Below are 19,634 nucleotides of genomic sequence, written 5' to 3'. Positions count from 1 at the left end.
TGGATGTATTGGATTTATGTTTCAGACGGCCTTTATGATTGAGGCCGTCTGAAAAAAGGTTTAGTGCATCACGTTTTGTCCGGTTAACGCACTCATCAAGTCGTCGCCAATCAGGACGGGCAACTCGCTCTTGTGCATCCACAACACCAGCAATACCAACACTTTGGCGGTATCGAGGGTGATTTCGTCCGATGGAATGTGCATCAGGGCGTGAATGACGATTTCGCGCTGCTCGTAAGTAATTGCGTGCTCGGCAACCAGATACTGCATCAAGCCCATGACTTCCTGCGGCAGGTTTTCAGCTTCCTCACGGCAGAATACGCGCAGGGAATCGCTGTTAAACGGCTCGGCATAGAATTCGGACGTATTGAACAAGACTTCCATCATCATCAATGTATTGCCGATTTCCGTAGCGTCAAAACCTGCATCTTCCAGCAGGCGACCCAAATCTTCCGGAGGCGGACAGTTGTCGAAATCTTGGAAGTGTTCGATTAAATAGGCAATGACTTCGGTCATGCTGGTTCCTTAAGATATAGATAATTTATGCTTTGATGCGCTGGTAACGACCGCCCGGCAAAGCGGCAACGATACCGTCGAGTTCGTATTCCAAAAGCTGTGCGTACACGTCTGCTGCCGCTGTATTGGTTTGTTGCGCCAAAATATCGGGGTGTATCGGGTCGTAACCCATTGCTTCCAATAAAGCGCTTGTTGATGGGGCGGCAGGAGGGTTTTCAGACGGCCTTTGCGGTTCATCCGCCATTGTTTTGGGTTGCAGACGTTCGGTTTGATCGTTTTTCGGTTTGACCGTCTTATTTATAGAATATGATGGAACAGGCGTATTTTGCAATAGCTGCGGACACTCATGAAGAATATCGTCCAAACATTCCACCAATTTTGCCCCGTCTTTAATCAGCTTGTGGCAGCCTTTGCTGTGCGGATTGTCTATCGAACCGGGTACTGCCATCACTTCGCGCCCCATCTCCGCCGCCAGCTTGGCAGTAATCAACGAGCCGGACTCCAATGCCGCTTCGACCACCAATGTCAGCTGAGACAACGCGGCAATCAGACGGTTGCGGCGCGGAAAGTTGCCTGCAAACGGACGCGTGTCCAAAGGGAACTCGCTGACAATCAATCCTTTTTCAGCGATTTCATAAGCAAGGTTTTTATTGGACGGCGGGTAAATGCGGTCTATACCGGTTCCCCAGATGGCAATGGTGCCGCCATCTGCCTGCAATGCCCCCTGATGGGCGGCGGTATCGATACCCGAAGCCATACCCGATACGACAGGAATGCCTTTTTCACTCAACGCCCTCCCGAAATCTTTGGCAATCCGCATTGCCTGCGGCGTGGCATGGCGGCTGCCGACAATCGCAGCAGAAGGTGTGTGCAGCAGCCCTGCATTACCGCGTAAAAACAAGACCGGCGGCGCGGTAATGCCTTGTATCAGCATTTCGGGGAAATCATCATCTTGCAGCAGCAACAGACGGCAACCGTCCTGCATTTCCCATTGTAAAGCGGCTTCGGCAGACTGCTGCGCCAAAGCCCGTTTGTCCGCATTGCGCCATGACTCGGCCGCCTGTTTATGGCGTACCAGGGCGGCAATTTTGTCTGCCGGCGCACTCAAGGCAGCTTGTGCGCTACCGAATTGCTGCAACAGCACCAAAAAACTTTCTGCGCCGATATAGGGCGTAAATGCCAGTTGCAACCAAGCAAAACGCTCGTTTTCCGTCATCAATCTGTTCCCTTTTCGTAATGGTTTTCAGACGGCCTGAAGTAAATTAAGGCCGTCTGAAAATTTTATTGGTATAAAACTTTTGTCGGCCCAAAATGCAAAACAACAATGCCGGGCCATATCATTATTCTTTATCAAATATTGCTTATCCAAGCAAACCGTCAAATGACGATGCCGTCTGAAAAACCTGATGGCTTTCAGACGGCCTCTTTTGTGTTTGAACCGATATTGCGCTTATTCTTCGGATTTGTCGGCGCTGCGGCGCGATACGCTGATACCGAGTTGTTTGAGTTTGCGGTAAAGGTGTGTACGCTCCAAACCGACCTTTTGCGCCACGCGGCTCATATTTTGGCCTTCTTGGGCGATGTGGTACTCAAAGTAACGGCGCTCGACTTCTTCCCTCAATTCGCGCAAAGGCATATTGAAATTGAAGCCACCGATGATTTCTGTCGCCGTTGCATTTTCCTTCTGACCCAAAGCCGCGGCAACGGCCTGCTCGTTCACTTCTTTGCCGTCCGATTCCAACATGATGTTTTTCACCGTTTCGGCAAGCTGGTCGTAATTGCCCGGCCAATCGTATTGGCGCAAAACCACCAACGCGCTGTCGCTGAATTTTACCGGCTGGATTTTTTGACTTTCGGCCAAATCGGTCATGATGCGGTTGATTAAAAAGACGATGTCGTCCGGCTGGCTGCGCAAAGAAGGGATATTGATGCGCTCTTTCAACAGCTCCGCCAGTCGGCCGGTAACGACGTCATCGGCGCTCTCGCCGCGTTTAAAGCCGCATGAAGCAATCACACGGACATTGTAGCGGTCGGCTTTCTCTAGCAAGAAAGCGATGCCGTTTTGGATGTTTTTGCTGTAACGGGCAATATCGCCGACATACAAAATACCGCCCGATGCTTTTTGCAACAGCTCCAACGGCGTATCGACAATGTGTTCGACACGGTCGGTTGCCACCCAAGGCGTACCGCTTTTGTGCAGATAGCGGGCAACAATTTCAAACGGCGAGCCTGCCTCACCGGCCAACAACAGCGGGCGGTTGTGTTTGGCGGCCGCTTCAATGCTGCCGTTCATTTCTTGAATGACGGGGCTGTTGCCCAGTTTGTCCAAAGTCATGCCGGAGGCCGTCTGAACTTCGCCATGTTTCAAGGCGCGTTCTACTGCGGACAAGAGTTTTTGCAGGGCAATCGGTTTTTCCAGAAAATCGAGCGCGCCGATTTTGGTGGCTTCAACCGCGGTGTCGATGCTGGCATGGCCGCTCATCATGACCACGGGCATATTGAGTTGGCCGTTTTTCGCCCACTCTTTCAACAAAGTGATGCCGTCGCAATCGGGCATCCAAATGTCCAGTAACACCATGGCCGGACGCGTTTGGTAACGCAATTGGCGCGCTTCTTCGGCATTTTCGGCCAAAGTAACGGTATAGCCTTCGTCTTGAAGGATTTCGGAGAGCAGGTCGCGGATTCCTACTTCATCATCTACAATCAAAATATCACTGCTTCGCATAAGTTTCTGCCATTTCCGGTAAAGCTATTTTGACGCACGCGCCGCCGCTGTTCTGATTGCTCAGGCTGATGCGGCCGCCATGCTCCTCGATAATTTTTTTCACAACGGGCAAACCCAGCCCCGTTCCTGTCGGTTTGTCGGTAACGTACGGCTCAAAAGCATTGTGCAGCATTTCTTTGCTGAAACTTTTGCCGTTGTTGCAGACGGTCAGGAAAACCTGTCCGCCTTCGCGTCCTGTTTCGATGTTTACTTGCGGCGCTTCGTCCGACTCCGCCGCTTCTGCGGCATTCTTAAATAGGTTATGCAACACTTGGCGCATGGCCGTCGTATCGGCGGCAATCGGCAGGGCATCCGTGTTGAGCCGTGCATTAAATTTGCACGCGCCGGCCTCATATAATACCAATACTTCCGACACCAAACCGTTTAAATCTTGTTTTTCTAAATTCAGCGACGGCGCACGCGCATAATTGCGGAACGCTTCGACCATTTCTTTTAGCGCGGCAACCTGTTTGACGATGGTATCGGTTGAACGGCTGAGGATTTGGGCGTCTTGCTCGTCAAGTTTATCATGCAATTTCCATGCCAATCTCTCGGCGGAAAGTTGGATGGGCGTAAGCGGATTGCGGATTTCGTGCGCCAAACGTTTCGCCACTTCGCCCCATGCGGCCTCTTTTTGCGCGCGTATCAAGACGGTAATGTCATCAATCACCATCACCACGCCGTTATCGTTGTCTTCCGGCAGGATGGTGGCTTTGCCCAACAAGATTCGGGCATCGTCGGGCGCGGCATATTCGACTTGGACGGGTTTGTCGCTGTCGGCAGTTTCATTGATGGCGGCAAACACATCGGCCAACAGGGTTTGCTGCGGCGACTTGCCGTGCCATTGATGCCAGTTGCTTCCCCACAAAGACACCAACGAAACGCCCAAAATCTGTTCGGCGGCTTTGTTAAAGGTTTTCAGACGGCCGTCGGCATCCAAAGTAATCACGCCTGTGGTCAAACTTTCCAACACGCATTCCAAATAATGGCGGGCGGCTTCTTCGCGCAAACGGTTGCGCTCGTCCGCCTCTTTGGCAATCGCCAATTGCTCGGTCATGTGGTTGAACAACTGGGTCAAACGGCCGAACTCGTCATTACGGAACACCGGCCGGGTCTGACTGAAGTCGCCCTGAGCCACCGCCCGCGCGCCCTCTGCCAACGACAACACCGGCGCCACAAAACGGCGGGCAAAATACAAAGCCATCACCAACGCCAAAAAGATGGCCAACAATGTCGCGACCAACAGCGTGGACAGGAAAAAGGTTTGCAGGCCTTTTTTGGTATAACTCAGCTCGGCATATTTGGCGCGGGCCGCTTCAATCAGCGTCGCATCTTGGGCAACATCTTTCGGAATCGGCTGACGGAAAAACAACGCATAATCCTGATTTTTATGCGTACCGATCAGCATCCAGCCTTGAGCATACAGTACACCGCCGATATTTTCCAAGCTGCGTACCGAGCCGGTCTGCTCCAGCTGCTCCCATCCTTCTTTGTTGAGCGTCGGTTGATTCAGTTTCAGGGGATTGATGCTTTTCTCGGCTTTATGGGTGGTCGCGTTATAAAGCGCCAGCTGGGCAAATTCGGAAGTAGGCGCGGATTGGGTCAGCGTCTGTCCCAAGTCGCCGTCCAGCGAAGCGGCGCTGATTAAATCGATTTGCACCGGCGTAGCGTTGCTGACCGCGTTGTCCACCGCCAAGTTCAGCGCGGATTTGCTCAAGTTTAAGCTACGCTCCAATGCCTCATGGGTATCGTTGCCAAACCAAGAATTAATCGTGCCGTTAATAAACTGGGCGGAAATACCGAACAAAAACACACCCGGCAATACGGCAACCAAGGTAAACATCCCCGACAGCCGACGCGCAATCTGCGAACCGAACACGCTTTTGCTGTTGTCGCGCATCAAAAGCACGACATAGCGCACCAACACCGCGGCCAACACCAGCAACAGCAAGCCGCACAAGGCGACAATCCACCAGAAATAATCGGACAATACGTTGCTGCTGCCCGTTGCAACAGTCAGACCGTACAACAAAACTACGGCGAATACAGCGACAATCAGGAGAAAGCGGCGCATGGTTTACTCCTGCACGACCGACAAGGATTTCCAACCCGAATCCAAATGCCAATTTTTAGAAGTCAGGGCATTGATTTGGAACGGTTTGGGCAGCTTGGCGGTTGTCAGCAGCAGGCGGATTTCAGCCTTCGTGTCTTTGGCGGCCACTTCACTCAGCGCACCTTTGGACAAAACCTTCCAATTCGCAACCGCGCCTACTGCGCGCAAGGCGGCTTCAAGCGTGTCGTACTCGGTAGAAAACGTACCGACGGTAACGCGATAGCGGTTGGTCAGCGGATGGAAGGATAATTTATATTGAATCGTGCTGTCGTTGTTGAGCAGCTGGTCGAACTTAAATTTATAAGACGCCACAGACGGCGCCGACAGCTGCCAACTTAAATTGAAATGCAGGGGGACACCCTGTTTGAGTGCTTCTTTGAGCTGATCGGGCAGGTCGGTGCGGAAACGGCTGCTGACGGAAAGCTGTCCGGCATGGGTTAGCTTTGCCTCAGCACGGGTCGCACTGATGCCCTCGCCCGCCGCGTTCAGCGACACGGCGAGCAAGAGTGGTACAATCAGCGTTTTACTGCTTTTTAATAAGCGCGTAATAAAAGCCATCTTGATGTTTGTTCGGTAAAAGCACATGCGATTCGATCAGCTCGGCATCGGCATGGCGGTTAAGGAATTTTTGCAATTGACCGTCGTTTTCTTCGACAAAGACCGAGCAGGTAGCCAGCAACATCCTGCCGTTTTTCGTCAGGGTCTGCCACAGCGCGTCTAATAATGCTTCCTGTTGGCGTGCGGTTTTGACGGCATCGGTCGGTCGGCGCAGCCATTTGACGTCGGGATTGCGCCGCGCCACGCCCGAAGCAGTACACGGCACATCGGCCAAAACAGCGTCAAAGGCCTTACCATCATACCATGCCGCCAAGTCCTGCGCATCGGCACAAGCCAAAGAGACCGTCTGAAAGCCTAAACGGTCAAGATTGCTCTTCACCCTGTTCAGACGGCCTTCGTCTATATCCAAAGCGGTAGCATGACAATCTGCCAGTTCCAAGATATGGCCTGTCTTACCGCCCGGCGCCGCACAGGCATCGAGGATGCGTTCGCCGTCTTTCGGGTTCAACAAATAGGCAGCACGTTGCGCACCAAAATCCTGCACAGACACCAGGCCGTCTGAAAAACCGGGCAGGCGGCTTACCGGCACAGCTTCTTCCAACATCACGGCGTATTCGTCCAACGCCCTGGCTGCAATACCTTCCGCAGCCAGTTTTTCCAAATAGCCTTCGGCATTGCCGTGTCGGCGGTTGACGCGCAAAGTCATCGGCGGATGCGATTGCAGCGCGGTAGTAATGTTGTGCCAATGTTTCGGATAATGGTTTCTCAAGTAAGCCACCCACCACAGCGGCAAATTGTGTTTCGCCACATCGTCTTTTTTGCAGGAAGCCGCGAGCTTGTCGCGTTCACGCAAAAAGCGGCGCAAAATCGCATTGGCAAACGAGCGGAACTGGCCGCGGCCGATTTTGGCAATGCTTTCCACCGCCTCATTGACCACGGCATGAGGGGCATTACGCGTGTAATGCAGTTGGTACATCGCCGCCAAAAGCAGGCTTTCAAGCTGCGGATTGTCAATCGGCTTCTTCAGCATTTGACCAAGCATGTGCTTCAAACTGCCCAAATAACGTTGGCAACCGTAGGCAATATCCTGCAACGCGCCGTTTTCCTGCGCCGTCAGCTGCGGATGCGCCGCGCGGATTTCCGCCAAAACATCCTGAAGATTGCGCCCTTCGGCAACCGCGGCAACGCTGTCGGCGGCCAGTTTTTGGGCGAGGGACATACTCATATTTTTGCTTTCTGATTCATATTTGATTTCAAGTGTTCGGAGAATTTCAGACGGCCTGTTCGGCTGCCAGCAATGCCCGATAATATTCGGCATCTGCTTTGGAAAAACAGCAAAAGATGATTTTTTCCACTGCCGGACATTGCGGCAGGGTTTGTTTCAAACTCTCCAAAGCAATACGTGCGGCGGCTTCGGCCGGAAAGCGGTACACACCGGTGCTGATGCACGGAAAGGCGATGCTGTGGAGATCGTGTTTCTGGGCAAGCAGCAAGGAATTGGCGTAGGATTGTGCCAATTTGGCCTCTTCATTTTGCTGTCCGCCAAACCATACCGGCCCGACCGTGTGGATGACAAAACGCGCAGGCAAACGATAGCCTTTGGTTATTTTGGCTTCGCCTGTGCGGCAACCGCCCAAAGTACGGCACTCCTCCAGCAGCTCTTTGCCCGCGGCGCGGTGTATCGCACCGTCTACGCCACCACCACCCAACAGCGATGAATTGGCGGCATTGACAATCGCATCGACTGCTAATCGGGTAATATCGCCCTCGACCACTTCAAAAACAGCCATTGTTTTCTTTCCTCTGTGTTGATTTCCAGCCTGTTACAAAACCGTTCCGACTTCAATCGTCCGGCCTGCCGCAAATGCCTGTATGCTCATGCGTTTGCTGCCGGAAGGCTGCAATTCGGTGATGTTCAGCGCGTTTTCACCGCACGCCACCAGCAGGCCGTCTGAAGTGCAAGACAATACTTCGCCTGCCTTACCCTGTTTGGCCACAACTTCGGCGCGCCAGATTTTCATCGGTTTGCCTTGATACTCGACCCACGCAGCAGGGACGGGGTTAAAGGCGCGGATTTTGCGCTCGATAATGTCCGCGCTTTCGTTCCAATCGATACGCGCCTCTTCTTTGCTTAATTTTTGAGCATAGGTAACGCCTTCTTCAGGCTGTTTGACCGCATTCAGACGTCCTTCCGCCTGTAGTCGCTGCAAGTCGGCAACAATCGCTTCCGCGCCCAAACCCATCAACGCGTCATGCACTTCGTTGGCGGTATCCGTAGGCTGGATGACGTAGCGGTGTTCGCTGACCACAGCGCCGGTGTCCAAGCCGATGTCCATCTGCATGATGCACACGCCGGTTTCTGCGTCGCCGGCTTCAATCGCACGTTGAATCGGTGCTGCGCCGCGCCAACGGGGCAACAGCGAGGCGTGGATATTGAGGCAGCCGTGTTTGGGCGCATCCAACACTTCCTGCGGCAAAATCAAGCCATACGCGGCCACCACCATCACATCCGCGCCCGTATCTTTGAGCATTTGCAGGGCTTCGGCGTTATTGCGCAACTTTTCCGGCTGCGCCACGGTCAAACCCAATTCCAAGGCTGCCTGTTTGACCGGCGATGCGGTCAACTGCATGCCGCGGCCTTTGGGTCGGTCGGGCTGGGTCAACACCAGCGGAATTTCAAAACCTGCGGCGGCGATGGCTTTCAAGGCGGTGGCGGCAAAATCGGGCGTACCGGCAAAGATGACTTTCATATTGTGTCCTTGTGGAAATGGTTTGAATGGGCGCGTTGGGCAAACTGTTTCAGCTGAAAAGGCCGTCTGAAAGATTGAAAACCGAAGTCTGCCTTCTGTTTTGTCTTTTCAGACGGCCTTTAAGTGATGCATAGGTCAGATGGTGTGTTTCTGACGTTTTTTCAGTTTGGTTTTGATGCGGCCTTGTTTCAGCTGCGACAGGTGTTCGACAAACACGATACCCATCAGGTGGTCCAATTCGTGCTGAACGCAGATTGCCAGCAAGCCGTCTGCTTCCAGCGTGAATTTCTCGCCTTTTTCGTTCAAGGCTTCAACTTTGACGCGCTCGGCACGGGTCACGGTATCGTAAATGCCCGGCACGGACAGACAGCCTTCTTCATAAGTCGTCTCGCCGTCTTTTTCGACAATGACGGGATTGATGAACACGCGCGGCTCGCTGCGGTCTTCGGTTAAATCCATCACGACGATGCGCTCGTGTACGTCGACCTGAGTAGCCGCTAAGCCGATACCGCGTGCTTCGTACATGGTTTCAAACATATCGGCAACCAATGTCTGGATGCGCTCGTTGATTTTTTCAACAGGTTTGGCGACCGTGTGCAAACGCTCGTCAGGGTATTGGAGGATGTTCAGTAAAGCCATAATATTCTCGTTTTATAAAGCTGATGTGTGATTTTCATACAGATTTGGATTCCGCCGCTACAATCTCCTGTCATGACAGCAACATTCAATGCTAAAATAACGCCGAAAAATGTTAAGATAGCGCGACAGAGGCCGTTCGTTATCGTATTGATGGATGGGCGGCAGTTTCGCAAACTCCGGCCTTCTCTGTTTATCATCTGAAGACAAACCAAACCGATTTCAAGGGGAACGGTTATGCAACAACGTATTATAACCCTGCTTTGCATAGCAGGCATGGCTATTTCTGCCCACACTCAGGCAGCTTCTTTAAAAATCCGACCCAATGCGCCGCAACGCTACGTCGTTAAAAACGGCGATACCTTGTGGGGCATTTCCGGCAAATATCTGTACAGCCCGTGGCAATGGAACCGCCTTTGGGGCGCCAACCGCAACGCCATCCGCAATCCGCATCTGATCTATCCGGGTCAGGTGTTGGTTTTACGCTACGTCAACGGCCAGCCGCGACTGGGTTTTGAGCACGCCCAAACCCGTTCAGACGGCATTCCCGTGATCAAACTGCATCCGCGCGTACGCGAAACTTCCGGCTACGGTATTCCGACTGTCAACGTCAACCTCTACCGTATGTTCATGAAACATCCGCAGATTATCGCTCCGGAAGAAACCGCCAACGCGCCGCGCCTGATTGCGGGCCCCGACAACCGCGTCCTCTACACGCAAGGCAACCGCGTGTACGCATACGGCCTGACCGAACCCGGCCGCTACCTGACCTACCGCGTCAATAAAAACATCACTGATCCGGAAACCGGCAAATTCCTCGGCCAAGAAGTCGTGTTCAGCGGCATCGCCAACACGCTGCCTTACACCGACTCCGCATTGGAACACCGTACCCGCGCTTCTGACGAAAAACTCAAAAGCAACGAGTATTACACCCAAGTCAACAAAGTCATGAAGCTGCGCACCCAGTCCGCGCAACCTTTGGTTATCGAAGAAGCCGTTTCCGAAATCCGCAAAGACGACTATCTGCTGAAACTGCCAGAAGGCCTCGACAGCTTCAATGTGATGCCTCACGCCCCTGCCCGTCCGATTCAGGCCAAAGTCGTTTCCATCTTCGACGGCGTGGGCGAAGCCGGCCAGTTCCAAACCATTACTTTGGATAAAGGCGAACTCGACGGCTTGGACAAAGGCACGGTGGTCAGCCTCTACAAACGCGGCCGCCAAGTCCGTGTCAATCTGTCCAACAACCTGATTCGCAAGCCGAAAGACAAAGATACGGTTGAATTGGTTTCCATTCCGGCGGAAGAAATCGGTTTGGCAATGGTGTACCGCACATCCGACCATCTGGCATCCGCCATTATTTTGGAAAGCCTGAACAGCGTTTCCATCGGCGATACCGCCTCCGAGCCCGGCCGCGATTTGGACAATATGGCCGATGAAAAAACCATGGACAAACCGGCTGAAGACGAACAAGAAAGAGAAATCGAACTGGAAGTCCGCAGCTGATTGAGCTTTTTTAGCAGCGATTCGGCAAACAAAGGCCGTCTGAAAACCTGTTTTTTCAGACGGCCTTTTGATTGCTGCCCATCAGAATAAATAAAATCTGTAGCACGTTGTTTTAAAGCGTAAACAGCATCTCATGTCTCCAGCCTTTAATCGGCTGCTCCCCTTTTCTATTGTTTTCCCGTTCTGCCATTCCAATCAGCAATATGGAAAGCCCAACACGCTATTTATTACCTGTTGATTGTTCCATCTGTTCCTGCCAATCAAAAAGGCCGTCTGAAATCTTCAGACGGCCTTTTTATCCACCACTCAAATCCGATTATTTGAATTTGTAAGTGTATTGCAAGCCCAAGATGTCCGCTTTGTTTTTGAAGCGTGCAGAGGATGCGCCGCGGCTGTCCACGTCGTTGCCGCTGGCTTTGCCGGCGCGGTAAACCGTGTCATTGATGTGGATATGGCTGTACGCCGCATCGATGACATGGTTTTTACCCAGTTGATATTTGGCACCGACGGAGAACCAGATACGGTTGCCGTCAGGCAGGCTGTTCATGCGGTCTTCGGCGCTTTTAACCGGCGATTTGTCGAAAGCGATACCGGCACGCAGTTGCAATGGTTCGGTAACTTGGTAAGAGCCGCCGAATGCAACTTTATAAGTGTTGCGCCAGTTAGGCGTGATGACGGTACGGTCACGTTTGCCATTAATCACACTCTTATTGTTTTCAAACACCAGCTCGGCTTTGTTGAAGCGGCTGTGGCGCGTCCAAGTCACATCGCCGAACAAATTGGTTTTGTCGGTGGCGCGGTACATACCGTGAACGGATAAAGACTCAGGCGTGACGATTTTGACGCTGGCTTTTTCGTTCGGCACATAACCGAGCTTAGTTATTAAATCCCAAGCGCGTTTTGCATCTGCACCGTCCGCTTCCCAATCGGCAGTGCCTTTCAACGTATGCGATACTTTGGAACGATAGTTCACACCCACGCGTGCGCGATCGTTGATGTCCCACATCCACGCCAGTTGATAGCCGAAACCCCAATCGTGGCCTTTTACATCAGCATGACCGTCAGCCTGAATGGCGGCAGCAATGGCGGCATCCGGTTTACCGGAAGCTTTTGCCTTTGCTTTTTGCTGGATACCCCAGTCGGCATATTTGCGTAGTTCGGCGGAAGTATGTTGGGCGATGATGCCTGCGCCGAAGGAATAGCGGTCGTTTAGTTTCCATGCGACTACCGGCTCGATGGCAATGGTAGTCAAACCCAGTTTGTTGATGTTGTGGCGCAATACGGAATCTTTTTCATATTCGGTTGCAGAGCCGAAGGGAACGTACACGCCCAAACCCAAAGTGACATCGTCGCTGGCTTTGTACGCGCCGTAGATGTGGGGTGCAATCGTGGTTTTGGTGATTTTGCCACTTTTCGAACCTTGGACGGGAATGCCGGTAAAGTCGGTGGCAGATTCCGCCTCATAGTGAATGCTTGGAAAAACGATATTGGCGTTGACGGAAATTTGGCTGCTGTCGATTTTGCTCAAACCGGCCGGGTTGTAGAAAATGGTTGATGCATCGGCGGCTTCGGCGGCGGCGGCGTTGGCCGTGCCTTGTGCGTTAACGGATTGTGTGCCGAAGTGGTAGCCGGAGGCCTGGACGGCGGTAGATAACAGTGCTGCGCTTAAAATAAATGCTGTTTTTTTCAAATTGAAATGAATCATTTTGGTTTACCGTGAAAGTAGCGGACAAAGAAAAAGGCCGTCTGAAACGTCCTTTATTGATTTAGTATAGGCACTCAATTCTATACTACATCATTATTTTTGCCTAATCTTTTCTTTTTTTACACAAAAAAAGCAGGCTAAAACAGCCTGCTCTTCCAATCATAGGATCACTGCAATTATTTGACCTGCAACACTTCCAGCGTATTGGTCGAACCGGATTCGCGCATTTTCGAACCGCTGGTAATGATGTATTGGTCGCCGCTTTGGAGGATTTTGTGTTCTACCAACATGGCTTCCACTTCGTTCAGCGCGGTATCGTGGTCGGTACTGGTTGCCAAAATCAACGGACGCACGCCGCGGTACATCGCCATGCGGCGTTGCGCTGAAACACTCGGCGTCAGGGCAAAAATCGGCAGAGTGATGTTGTGGCGGCTGACTTCGAAGGCGGTCGAACCGCTTTCAGTCAGGGCAACGATGGCTTTGGCGTGAACTGCGCGCGCCACGCTGACCGCGCCGCCGGCAATCGCCAAATTAGTGCTGACGGCTTCGGGATACTCGACCTGTTCGGCAACGCCGTTGAGCGAATCTTGTTCTTTTTCCGCTGCCGCACAAATAATCGCCATTTGGCTGACGGTTTCAAACGGATACGCGCCGACGGCGGTTTCGGCGGAACACATCACCGCATCGGTACCGTCCAATACTGCGTTGGCCACATCGCTGACTTCCGCGCGGGTCGGTACGGGGTTGGTAATCATGGATTCCATCATTTGAGTTGCGGTGATGCTGAAGCGGCGCAACTCACGGGCGCGGCGGATCATGCGTTTTTGCAGGGCAGGTACGGCGGCATGGCCGACTTCCACTGCCAAGTCGCCGCGGGCAACCATAATACCGTCGCTGGCAAGAATGATTTCGTCCAGATTTTCAATGGCTTCTACGCGCTCGATTTTGGAAACCAAACCGGGGCGTACAGCTGTACTGCCTTTCATTTCTTCTTCGACTTTGGCGCGTGCGATGTGCAAATCTTCGGCAGATTTCACAAAGCTGATGGCCAAGTAGTCGCAACCGATGGCAATCGCGGTTTTCAAGTCGCGGAAGTCTTTTTCGGTCAATGCACCGGCAGACAGGCCGCCGCCGCGTTTATTGATACCTTTGTTACTTTTCAGCACATGGCTGTTTTCTACCCTTGTAATAATCTTACTTCCTTCAACCGCTTCAACGGTCAAAGTCAACAGGCCGTCGTCCAGCCACAAAACATCGCCGGCAGCGACGTCATTGGGCAAATCGCGGTAGTCCAGGCCAACCGCTTCGCGTGTGCCTTCGCCTTCAAGCGCAGCATCTAAAATCAAGGTTTCACCCTTATTCAGCTCGATGCTGCCGCCGGCAATTTTGCCCACGCGGATTTTAGGCCCTTGTAAGTCGGCAAGAATGGCGATTTCCTGACCCGCACGTTTCGCGGCTTCGCGTACGATACGGGCATTTTCTTCATGAAACTCCGGCGTACCGTGGCTGAAATTGAAACGGACGACATTAAGGCCGCCGACACGGATCATGTCTTCCAACAATTGTACATTGTTGCTGCCCGGACCCAGTGTGGCGACAATTTTGGTATTGTGGCTGATACGGGTTAAATCACGTTGCAATTGGCTCATGTAAACGTCCTTTCCTGTTGATTTCACGTTTGATAATGAAGAGGATTGTACTCTTAATGCAATAATGTTGGCGTAAAATTACATCATTTTCTGACTTAAACTAAATTTATTTTTGCATTAACCTACTTTCCTATCGGATACAATATACCCTCACGTCGTCATGTTTAATTTTCAGACGGCCTCACTCATCCGAATAGAATACTGAAATATCCGACCGATCCATGAAACGTTTTCTGACTCCTCTGCCCATCGGCATCGTTTTGGCCGACCTGATATACGGTTTCGTCCTGAATGTGATGCAAGGCTTAAACTTGCAACAAACTGCATCCAACCAGTCCGGCACGCTTTCCGTTACGCCCGACATCGCCTTCAACAGCCTGCAAATCATCGCCAACGGCGGCATGGTCTGCATCATCGGCTTCGGTTTGATTGTTTTGTTCCAACTCAACCGCGCCGTATTGCGCCGACAAATCCTGCCCATCGGTATTTTCCGAACCCTCGGCCTGTTGGCTGTTTTGGCATTCAGCATTTCGTCTTTGTGGGAATGGTTGCATGCCGCTTTGTCGCTACTTTCCGGTCACAATGTTTTAAACTTCAGCAACCCGCGTTATCTGGTTACCGCAGCCTGCATGCCCATTATTGCTTTCTTGTGCATCTTGCGCCTGTACAATTGGTATCGCCTGCATCGGACTGTTGCCACCGACGATACCTCCGCTACCCTCTAATTAAGCTGCAAAAAGGCCGTCTGAAACAGAAAAACCTATTTCAGACGGCCTTGTCATTATATATCTCAACGTTGATGGCTGGTTTCTACACCGGCCTTAATCTCGCCATACATTTGCGAGCTGCCTCCGCTGCCTGATGCGCAGGCCGCCAAACTCAGTGCCAAAACAGCCGCAGTCAAAATCTTCAACATAAAATTCCCTCTTTCTACAACCATTATTTCGGATCGCAACGGAAATGGTAGGCGCAAATTTCAAATCCGTTTTTGAAGTAGAGACGATGCGCATCTGCGCGGTCATGGTTCACATGGACATTAAGATGAATTTTGGTCGCGCCGGTTTCCGCACCGATTTTGCGTACTTCTTCCAACAAGCGTGAAGCATAGCCTTTTTGGCGGCATTGAGGCATGGTTACGATGTCGTCAATATGGATATGGTAACCGCTGGCCAAGTTGTACGCGGCATGGAAACCGCATACGGCTACGGCATTTTGTTTGCCTTCTTCAAAAATGCCCAGCAGGCGGTAGCCGGTTTTACGCTGATGCTCGTTGATTTGTTCGACAAAACGGTGGATATCGGTCAAAGAAGAACGCAAAATGCTCAATGCCGCAAAAGCGGTCGCAGTTTCTTCCGGCGGAATTTCACGCAATACACCGACCACTGGCGCGGCAGCTTGAGGCTCGGGCTGGGTATCGGCCGCTTCCGCACGCTCGGCGGCGTGTTTTTCTTCAATCGCCTGCGCCAACAAAACGCGCTCGACCGGCACTTCGCCCTGCTGCTTGCTTTCCTGCTCTTTGAGTAAGGCTTTGCAGTCAATCACGCGCAAATCGTTATCCGCTGCAAAATCCATCAAGAAACGGAACATTTGCGGATTGTCTTCTTCCAGTTTTTTATCGACTGCCACACAACGGACATTGTCCACCAAAATCGGGCGCACCCAATTCGAATAGGAAAGGCGGTTGTCTTTGGTGAAGGAAGACAAAATACCGCACAGGCGCTCCGCCCAGTCGCTTGGTCGGAAAATCTTGCCTTTGCTGGTTGTACCATGGATCACAACTTCATAAGGATTACACACTAACATAAGCAGCTTCCTGAAAGTAAATGGCTGAAGGAATATTTCGCCGCTGCCGACATCAGAAAAAGTTCCGATACATAGCAACAGATGATTGAAAAAATATCAGTAAAGTTTTGAACTGAAACAATGATAAGACGGCCTTGCCGATCCTGGCATCCGTTTCGAATTCTTTGATTATTATACCCGATACGCCTCTTTTTCTTCAAAAATCATTTGAAAAATAACAACAGGCCGTCTGAAACCAAGTATTTCGGTTTCAGACGGCCTGCATATCCTACACATCAATACAACAATTTCTTACGGGGCTTTTGCTCGCCGCCGGATTTAATTTCCGACAGATTGAAATTCAGTATGCTCAAATCCAAGACGCTTTCTGAAGTGCATTGATCGCCAAAGGCATTTTCATAAGTGGCTTTCAGTTTCAACACACCGCCAAATGTTTGGTCCGGCAATTCGGCAGCCAGCGCCAACATGCTTGCAAACACGCCGCCATACAATTCTCCCGATGCCAGCATATCCACGCCGCCGGAAAACATCTCCAACTGCATCACTGCATCGGCAACCAACTTGCTCGGCAAGTGATCCGGCAAAGGCTCTGCCTCAAAGCGCACATTCTTCGCCAAGCCCTTACCGCTATTGCGGACAACCAAAACCAATAAATCCGTTTGACCGTCAGAACGCTGCAACGTCGCATGTAAAACCGGATGAATGCTCTCTTTTTGAATCAGCTGCTCACGGTGCAACATCTTGCTTTTAGCTTTGGATCGCGCAGATACGACGGCCCAAATCAACCAAACAAATGCAACGGCAGAAATGGCTGTAACCAAAAGGGGAAGATTGGCCAAATAGGCTTGCTGATTAAACCAAACTTGTGCGGCTAAAAATCCGGCAAAGAAAATCAAGACGTATAAAATTGGGGCAAACCGGCTTTGTATGGATGAGTGCATGAGTTTTCCTACATTTCGTATCATGTTATTAAAAAATAATGCCTTTCGGGCGAATAATGTCATCAACCCGGAAGGCATTATTTTAACGTAATTTTAACGCAACTTGGCTTAATATCTTGCTTTTTATCATCTAATGTATCAAGCAAGCAACTCAAACTTCGCAGCCGTGTCTTCAGACGGCCTGAGATTTTTATCAGGTTTCGGCAACCGAATCACGCGAGAAGGTTTTTTCGCAATAATGACATTTCAAACGCGTCTGCCCATGATGTGAGCGGACATAAAAACGGCTGATGACCGGCTCGCCATGACTGGCGCAATTGGTATTCGGACAGCGGAATACCTCCGAAATTTCATCCGGCAATGATAAATGCTGTTTCTCAACGACCTTAAACCGATCGATTTTGTTGACCACTGCTTCAGGGGCAAACAAAGCCAAACGGTTTGCCGCATTGGCATCCAACCATACGCCGCTGATTTTAATAATGTCTTTGCTGCCCTGCGTTTTGCTGGGCAAATTGAAGCCGACCGTTACTGCATTGCCATAATGCAGCAGTTTGAACTGCCTTAAAATGGCCAAGCCCTTACCGGCAGGAATATGGTCAATGACCGTACCTTGTTCGATCGCTTCCACGCTGAGTTTTGAGTTTTCCATCTTTCGCTCCTTAAACTTCTTCGTTCAATACCAAAGACAAAATCGCCATCCGTGCATACACACCGTTGGTTGCCTGTTCAAAATAATAGGCATGAGGTGTTTTATCCACATTCGGATGAATTTCATCTACCCTCGGTAAAGGATGCAAGACGCGCAAATTGGGTTTGGCATTTGCCAGCATTGACGCATCAAGATTGAATTTACCCTGGATTTTGGCAAATTCCTGCTCATCAAAACGTTCGCGCTGAACGCGGGTCATGTACAAAATATCCGCCCATTCGACCGCTTCTTCCAAGCCGGGCAAAATTTGATAAGGGCAACCGGCCTCTTCCAGCTCTTCAGTGATATAGTCCGGCATCGCCAAGCTGGGAGGGGAAACAAAAGCAAATTCACAACCCCAACGCTTCAGCGCCTGACATAATGAATGTACCGTACGGCCATATTTCAAATCACCGGCCATCGCAATCTTCAAATTGCTCAAACTGCCCTGCGTTTCATAAATCGTTACCAAGTCCAAAAGCGTCTGACTCGGATGTTGGTTGGTACCATCGCCGGCATTAATCACGGGCACGCTCGAAAACTCGGCTGCCACACGGGCCGCACCGTCTTTCGGGTGTCGCTGAATAATCGCATCCGTATAGCTGGAAATAATCCTCGCTGTATCCGCAAGCGTTTCACCCTTTTTCGCACTGGTATTCGCGCCATCAGAAAAACCGATAACTTTCCCACCCAAACGCTGTACCGCCGTTTCAAAAGACAAACGCGTACGGGTGGACGGTTCAAAAAAGCACGAACCAATCAACTTGCCTTCAAGCAAATCTTCACGAGGCTGCTTTTTCAACTTCAAGGCCGTCTGAAGCAGCAATTCGAGCTGCTCCGTCGTCAAATCTGAAATTGAAATAATATGTTGCCGATAAAGCGGATTAGGCATGACCATTCCTTCCCATAAAAAAACCCGCAAAGCGGGCGTTTCAAGCAAACCGATTCCATCGTTGTCCGGCATGATTCCAACCGGACAGTCTCAACCATGTTTCTACCACACCCATGAAATCTCCCGCATTATCGCATATTTAACAGACAACTGCTTCTATCAAGTTTTCAGACGGCCTGATACCTTTGCAAAAAATCCTTCATCCCCAACAGCCAAAATTCAAACACAGGGATTTGACAGTTTCCTTTTATCTTCCCAATACTCGCATCTTGTAGGAGCAAACAAGCGCAAGTAAGCTGTTAACCGGTTCAACGATTCAAACATATCGCTTTCGAATAGCGTTGCACACCCATGTTGCCTAAAGCAAATTAGGTTCACAGCCTGATTTACAGTGAAACGTAACAAAGCTTTGTTCAACTACATAACGGGTTTTTCAACAAATATTCGGTTGTGTTTGATTTGCGTTTCCGTCGATGAGTTGTTGCAAAGGGCTTTGCGATAATGCAGGTCTGTAGCTGATGTTTTTCTAGGTGCCATCTGTTTTGCTGCCGTAGCCTTTGATCGAACCTTCTGCCATACCTTATCTCGTCAACATTGACGGAGTGATGTGCAGTTTCTCGATATAGCCTTTCAAAATAGATACAGATATCTGTTTGCTGTATCAACCAGCTTTTACCCTGCAGACAATGCTATCTTTGCTTGGTGTAATTTGTCTGCAGCCTTTATCTTTTATTGTCCTTACCCATGACCGCCCGGGCCGTCTGAATAATGTTGCATCAATAACTTAAACTACCGCTTTCTCTACTTTTAAACTTTTCCGCTCAGTTTACAGTTAATTCCCAATAGTTCTGACCAGGGCATTACCTTCCGCCGGCTGGTTGCAGTGTCAGCATAAGGTACTGGATTTGAAATATTCAGTTCGTCAAAATAATAAAACGGGTTAAGACAATAATGCAGTACTCGAGGTTGAGAGCAGCCTACCAAAAGACGTACCCGCGCACGTCCTTTTTTCTTTATCCGCCTCCCCCCCTTTCTATCAGATTTCTACCCCATAAAAGGCTTACACTCCGCATCATTACCCCTAAATATCTCCTCACCGTCCGCACAGCTGCC

At 50.9% G+C, this 19,634-nt stretch carries 19 protein-coding genes; 3 read left to right on the top strand and 16 right to left on the bottom strand.

What is annotated here, in order from left to right:
• Window positions 1–60 precede the first annotated feature (60 nt).
• The 9 genes from ACTHUF_RS09595 to def form a co-directional block, all read right to left on the bottom strand.
• Window positions 61–516: a DUF494 family protein gene (locus tag ACTHUF_RS09595; protein WP_003749244.1), complete on the bottom strand. Its 456-nt coding sequence runs from the start codon at window positions 514–516 to the stop codon at window positions 61–63.
• A 25-nt stretch (window positions 517–541) separates the two neighbouring features.
• Complete coding sequence (dprA, locus tag ACTHUF_RS09590; protein WP_314553730.1) at window positions 542–1,732, bottom strand: DNA-processing protein DprA; 1,191 nt, start codon at window positions 1,730–1,732, stop codon at window positions 542–544.
• Window positions 1,733–1,966: 234 nt separating this feature from the next.
• On the bottom strand, window positions 1,967–3,241 hold the full coding sequence (locus ACTHUF_RS09585; protein WP_049322232.1) for a sigma-54-dependent transcriptional regulator: 1,275 nt from the start codon (window positions 3,239–3,241) through the stop codon (window positions 1,967–1,969).
• The gene (locus ACTHUF_RS09580) at window positions 3,228–5,354 is read right to left on the bottom strand and encodes an ATP-binding protein (RefSeq protein ID WP_440407535.1); all 2,127 of its coding nucleotides are present in this window, start codon (window positions 5,352–5,354) and stop codon (window positions 3,228–3,230) included. The genes ACTHUF_RS09585 and ACTHUF_RS09580 overlap by 14 nt, the downstream gene beginning before the upstream one ends.
• Before the next feature lie 3 nt (window positions 5,355–5,357).
• Window positions 5,358–5,951, bottom strand: coding sequence for a DUF4390 domain-containing protein (locus tag ACTHUF_RS09575; protein WP_003749237.1), 594 nt, complete (start codon window positions 5,949–5,951; stop codon window positions 5,358–5,360).
• Window positions 5,917–7,176 carry a 16S rRNA (cytosine(967)-C(5))-methyltransferase RsmB gene (gene rsmB, locus ACTHUF_RS09570; protein WP_315095177.1) on the bottom strand — a complete coding sequence of 420 codons (1,260 nt, stop codon included), beginning with the start codon at window positions 7,174–7,176 and terminating at the stop codon, window positions 5,917–5,919. The genes ACTHUF_RS09575 and rsmB overlap by 35 nt, the downstream gene beginning before the upstream one ends.
• Before the next feature lie 46 nt (window positions 7,177–7,222).
• Window positions 7,223–7,741, bottom strand: coding sequence for an O-acetyl-ADP-ribose deacetylase (locus tag ACTHUF_RS09565; protein WP_315095179.1), 519 nt, complete (start codon window positions 7,739–7,741; stop codon window positions 7,223–7,225).
• Window positions 7,742–7,774: 33 nt separating this feature from the next.
• Window positions 7,775–8,701, bottom strand: coding sequence for a methionyl-tRNA formyltransferase (gene fmt / locus ACTHUF_RS09560; RefSeq protein WP_315095181.1), 927 nt, complete (start codon window positions 8,699–8,701; stop codon window positions 7,775–7,777).
• Window positions 8,702–8,836: 135 nt separating this feature from the next.
• Window positions 8,837–9,340 (bottom strand): peptide deformylase, encoded by a 504-nt coding sequence (def, locus tag ACTHUF_RS09555; RefSeq protein ID WP_315095183.1) that lies wholly within the window; start codon window positions 9,338–9,340, stop codon window positions 8,837–8,839.
• A gap of 234 nt (window positions 9,341–9,574) precedes the next feature.
• Here def and ACTHUF_RS09550 point away from each other — a divergent pair, with 234 nt between their 5' ends.
• Window positions 9,575–10,840: a LysM peptidoglycan-binding domain-containing protein gene (locus ACTHUF_RS09550; RefSeq protein ID WP_315095185.1), complete on the top strand. Its 1,266-nt coding sequence runs from the start codon at window positions 9,575–9,577 to the stop codon at window positions 10,838–10,840.
• A gap of 316 nt (window positions 10,841–11,156) precedes the next feature.
• Here ACTHUF_RS09550 and ACTHUF_RS09545 read toward each other — a convergent pair whose 3' ends face one another.
• Both ACTHUF_RS09545 and pyk read right to left on the bottom strand, forming a co-directional pair.
• Window positions 11,157–12,545, bottom strand: a complete 1,389-nt coding sequence (locus ACTHUF_RS09545) for an OmpP1/FadL family transporter (protein ID WP_315095187.1) — start codon at window positions 12,543–12,545, stop codon at window positions 11,157–11,159.
• A 176-nt stretch (window positions 12,546–12,721) separates the two neighbouring features.
• A complete protein-coding gene (pyk, locus tag ACTHUF_RS09540) occupies window positions 12,722–14,194 on the bottom strand; it encodes a pyruvate kinase (RefSeq protein WP_049348624.1) in 1,473 nt (490 codons plus the stop codon).
• Window positions 14,195–14,415: 221 nt separating this feature from the next.
• Here pyk and ACTHUF_RS09535 point away from each other — a divergent pair, with 221 nt between their 5' ends.
• Window positions 14,416–14,919 carry a hypothetical protein gene (locus tag ACTHUF_RS09535; protein WP_070836924.1) on the top strand — a complete coding sequence of 168 codons (504 nt, stop codon included), beginning with the start codon at window positions 14,416–14,418 and terminating at the stop codon, window positions 14,917–14,919.
• Between the two features lie 65 nt (window positions 14,920–14,984).
• Here the strand turns inward: ACTHUF_RS09535 and ACTHUF_RS09530 are convergent, their stop codons facing one another.
• The 5 genes from ACTHUF_RS09530 to pyrB all read right to left on the bottom strand — a co-directional run bounded on the left by ACTHUF_RS09530 (window position 14,985) and on the right by pyrB (window position 18,521).
• A complete protein-coding gene (locus tag ACTHUF_RS09530) occupies window positions 14,985–15,110 on the bottom strand; it encodes a hypothetical protein (RefSeq protein WP_269428978.1) in 126 nt (41 codons plus the stop codon).
• Window positions 15,111–15,133: 23 nt separating this feature from the next.
• Window positions 15,134–15,997, bottom strand: a complete 864-nt coding sequence (locus tag ACTHUF_RS09525) for a GNAT family N-acetyltransferase (RefSeq protein ID WP_070836923.1) — start codon at window positions 15,995–15,997, stop codon at window positions 15,134–15,136.
• A 275-nt stretch (window positions 15,998–16,272) separates the two neighbouring features.
• Window positions 16,273–16,938 carry a hypothetical protein gene (locus ACTHUF_RS09520; protein ID WP_049348625.1) on the bottom strand — a complete coding sequence of 222 codons (666 nt, stop codon included), beginning with the start codon at window positions 16,936–16,938 and terminating at the stop codon, window positions 16,273–16,275.
• 193 nt (window positions 16,939–17,131) lie between these two features.
• A complete protein-coding gene (pyrI, locus tag ACTHUF_RS09515) occupies window positions 17,132–17,590 on the bottom strand; it encodes an aspartate carbamoyltransferase regulatory subunit (protein WP_315095198.1) in 459 nt (152 codons plus the stop codon).
• A 10-nt stretch (window positions 17,591–17,600) separates the two neighbouring features.
• Window positions 17,601–18,521 (bottom strand): aspartate carbamoyltransferase, encoded by a 921-nt coding sequence (gene pyrB, locus ACTHUF_RS09510; RefSeq protein WP_049322220.1) that lies wholly within the window; start codon window positions 18,519–18,521, stop codon window positions 17,601–17,603.
• Here pyrB and ACTHUF_RS09505 point away from each other — a divergent pair.
• Entirely contained in the window at window positions 18,520–18,816 is a 297-nt protein-coding gene (locus tag ACTHUF_RS09505; protein ID WP_315095200.1) for a hypothetical protein, read from the top strand. The two genes, pyrB and ACTHUF_RS09505, sit on opposite strands and share 2 nt — an antisense overlap.
• Window positions 18,817–19,634 lie beyond the last annotated feature (818 nt).

Origin of the sequence: Neisseria sp. P0024.S006 (assembly GCF_051956595.1) — a bacterium.
Classification (GTDB): Bacteria; Pseudomonadota; Gammaproteobacteria; order Burkholderiales; family Neisseriaceae; genus Neisseria.
This window is presented reverse-complemented; position numbering and strand designations above follow the sequence as displayed.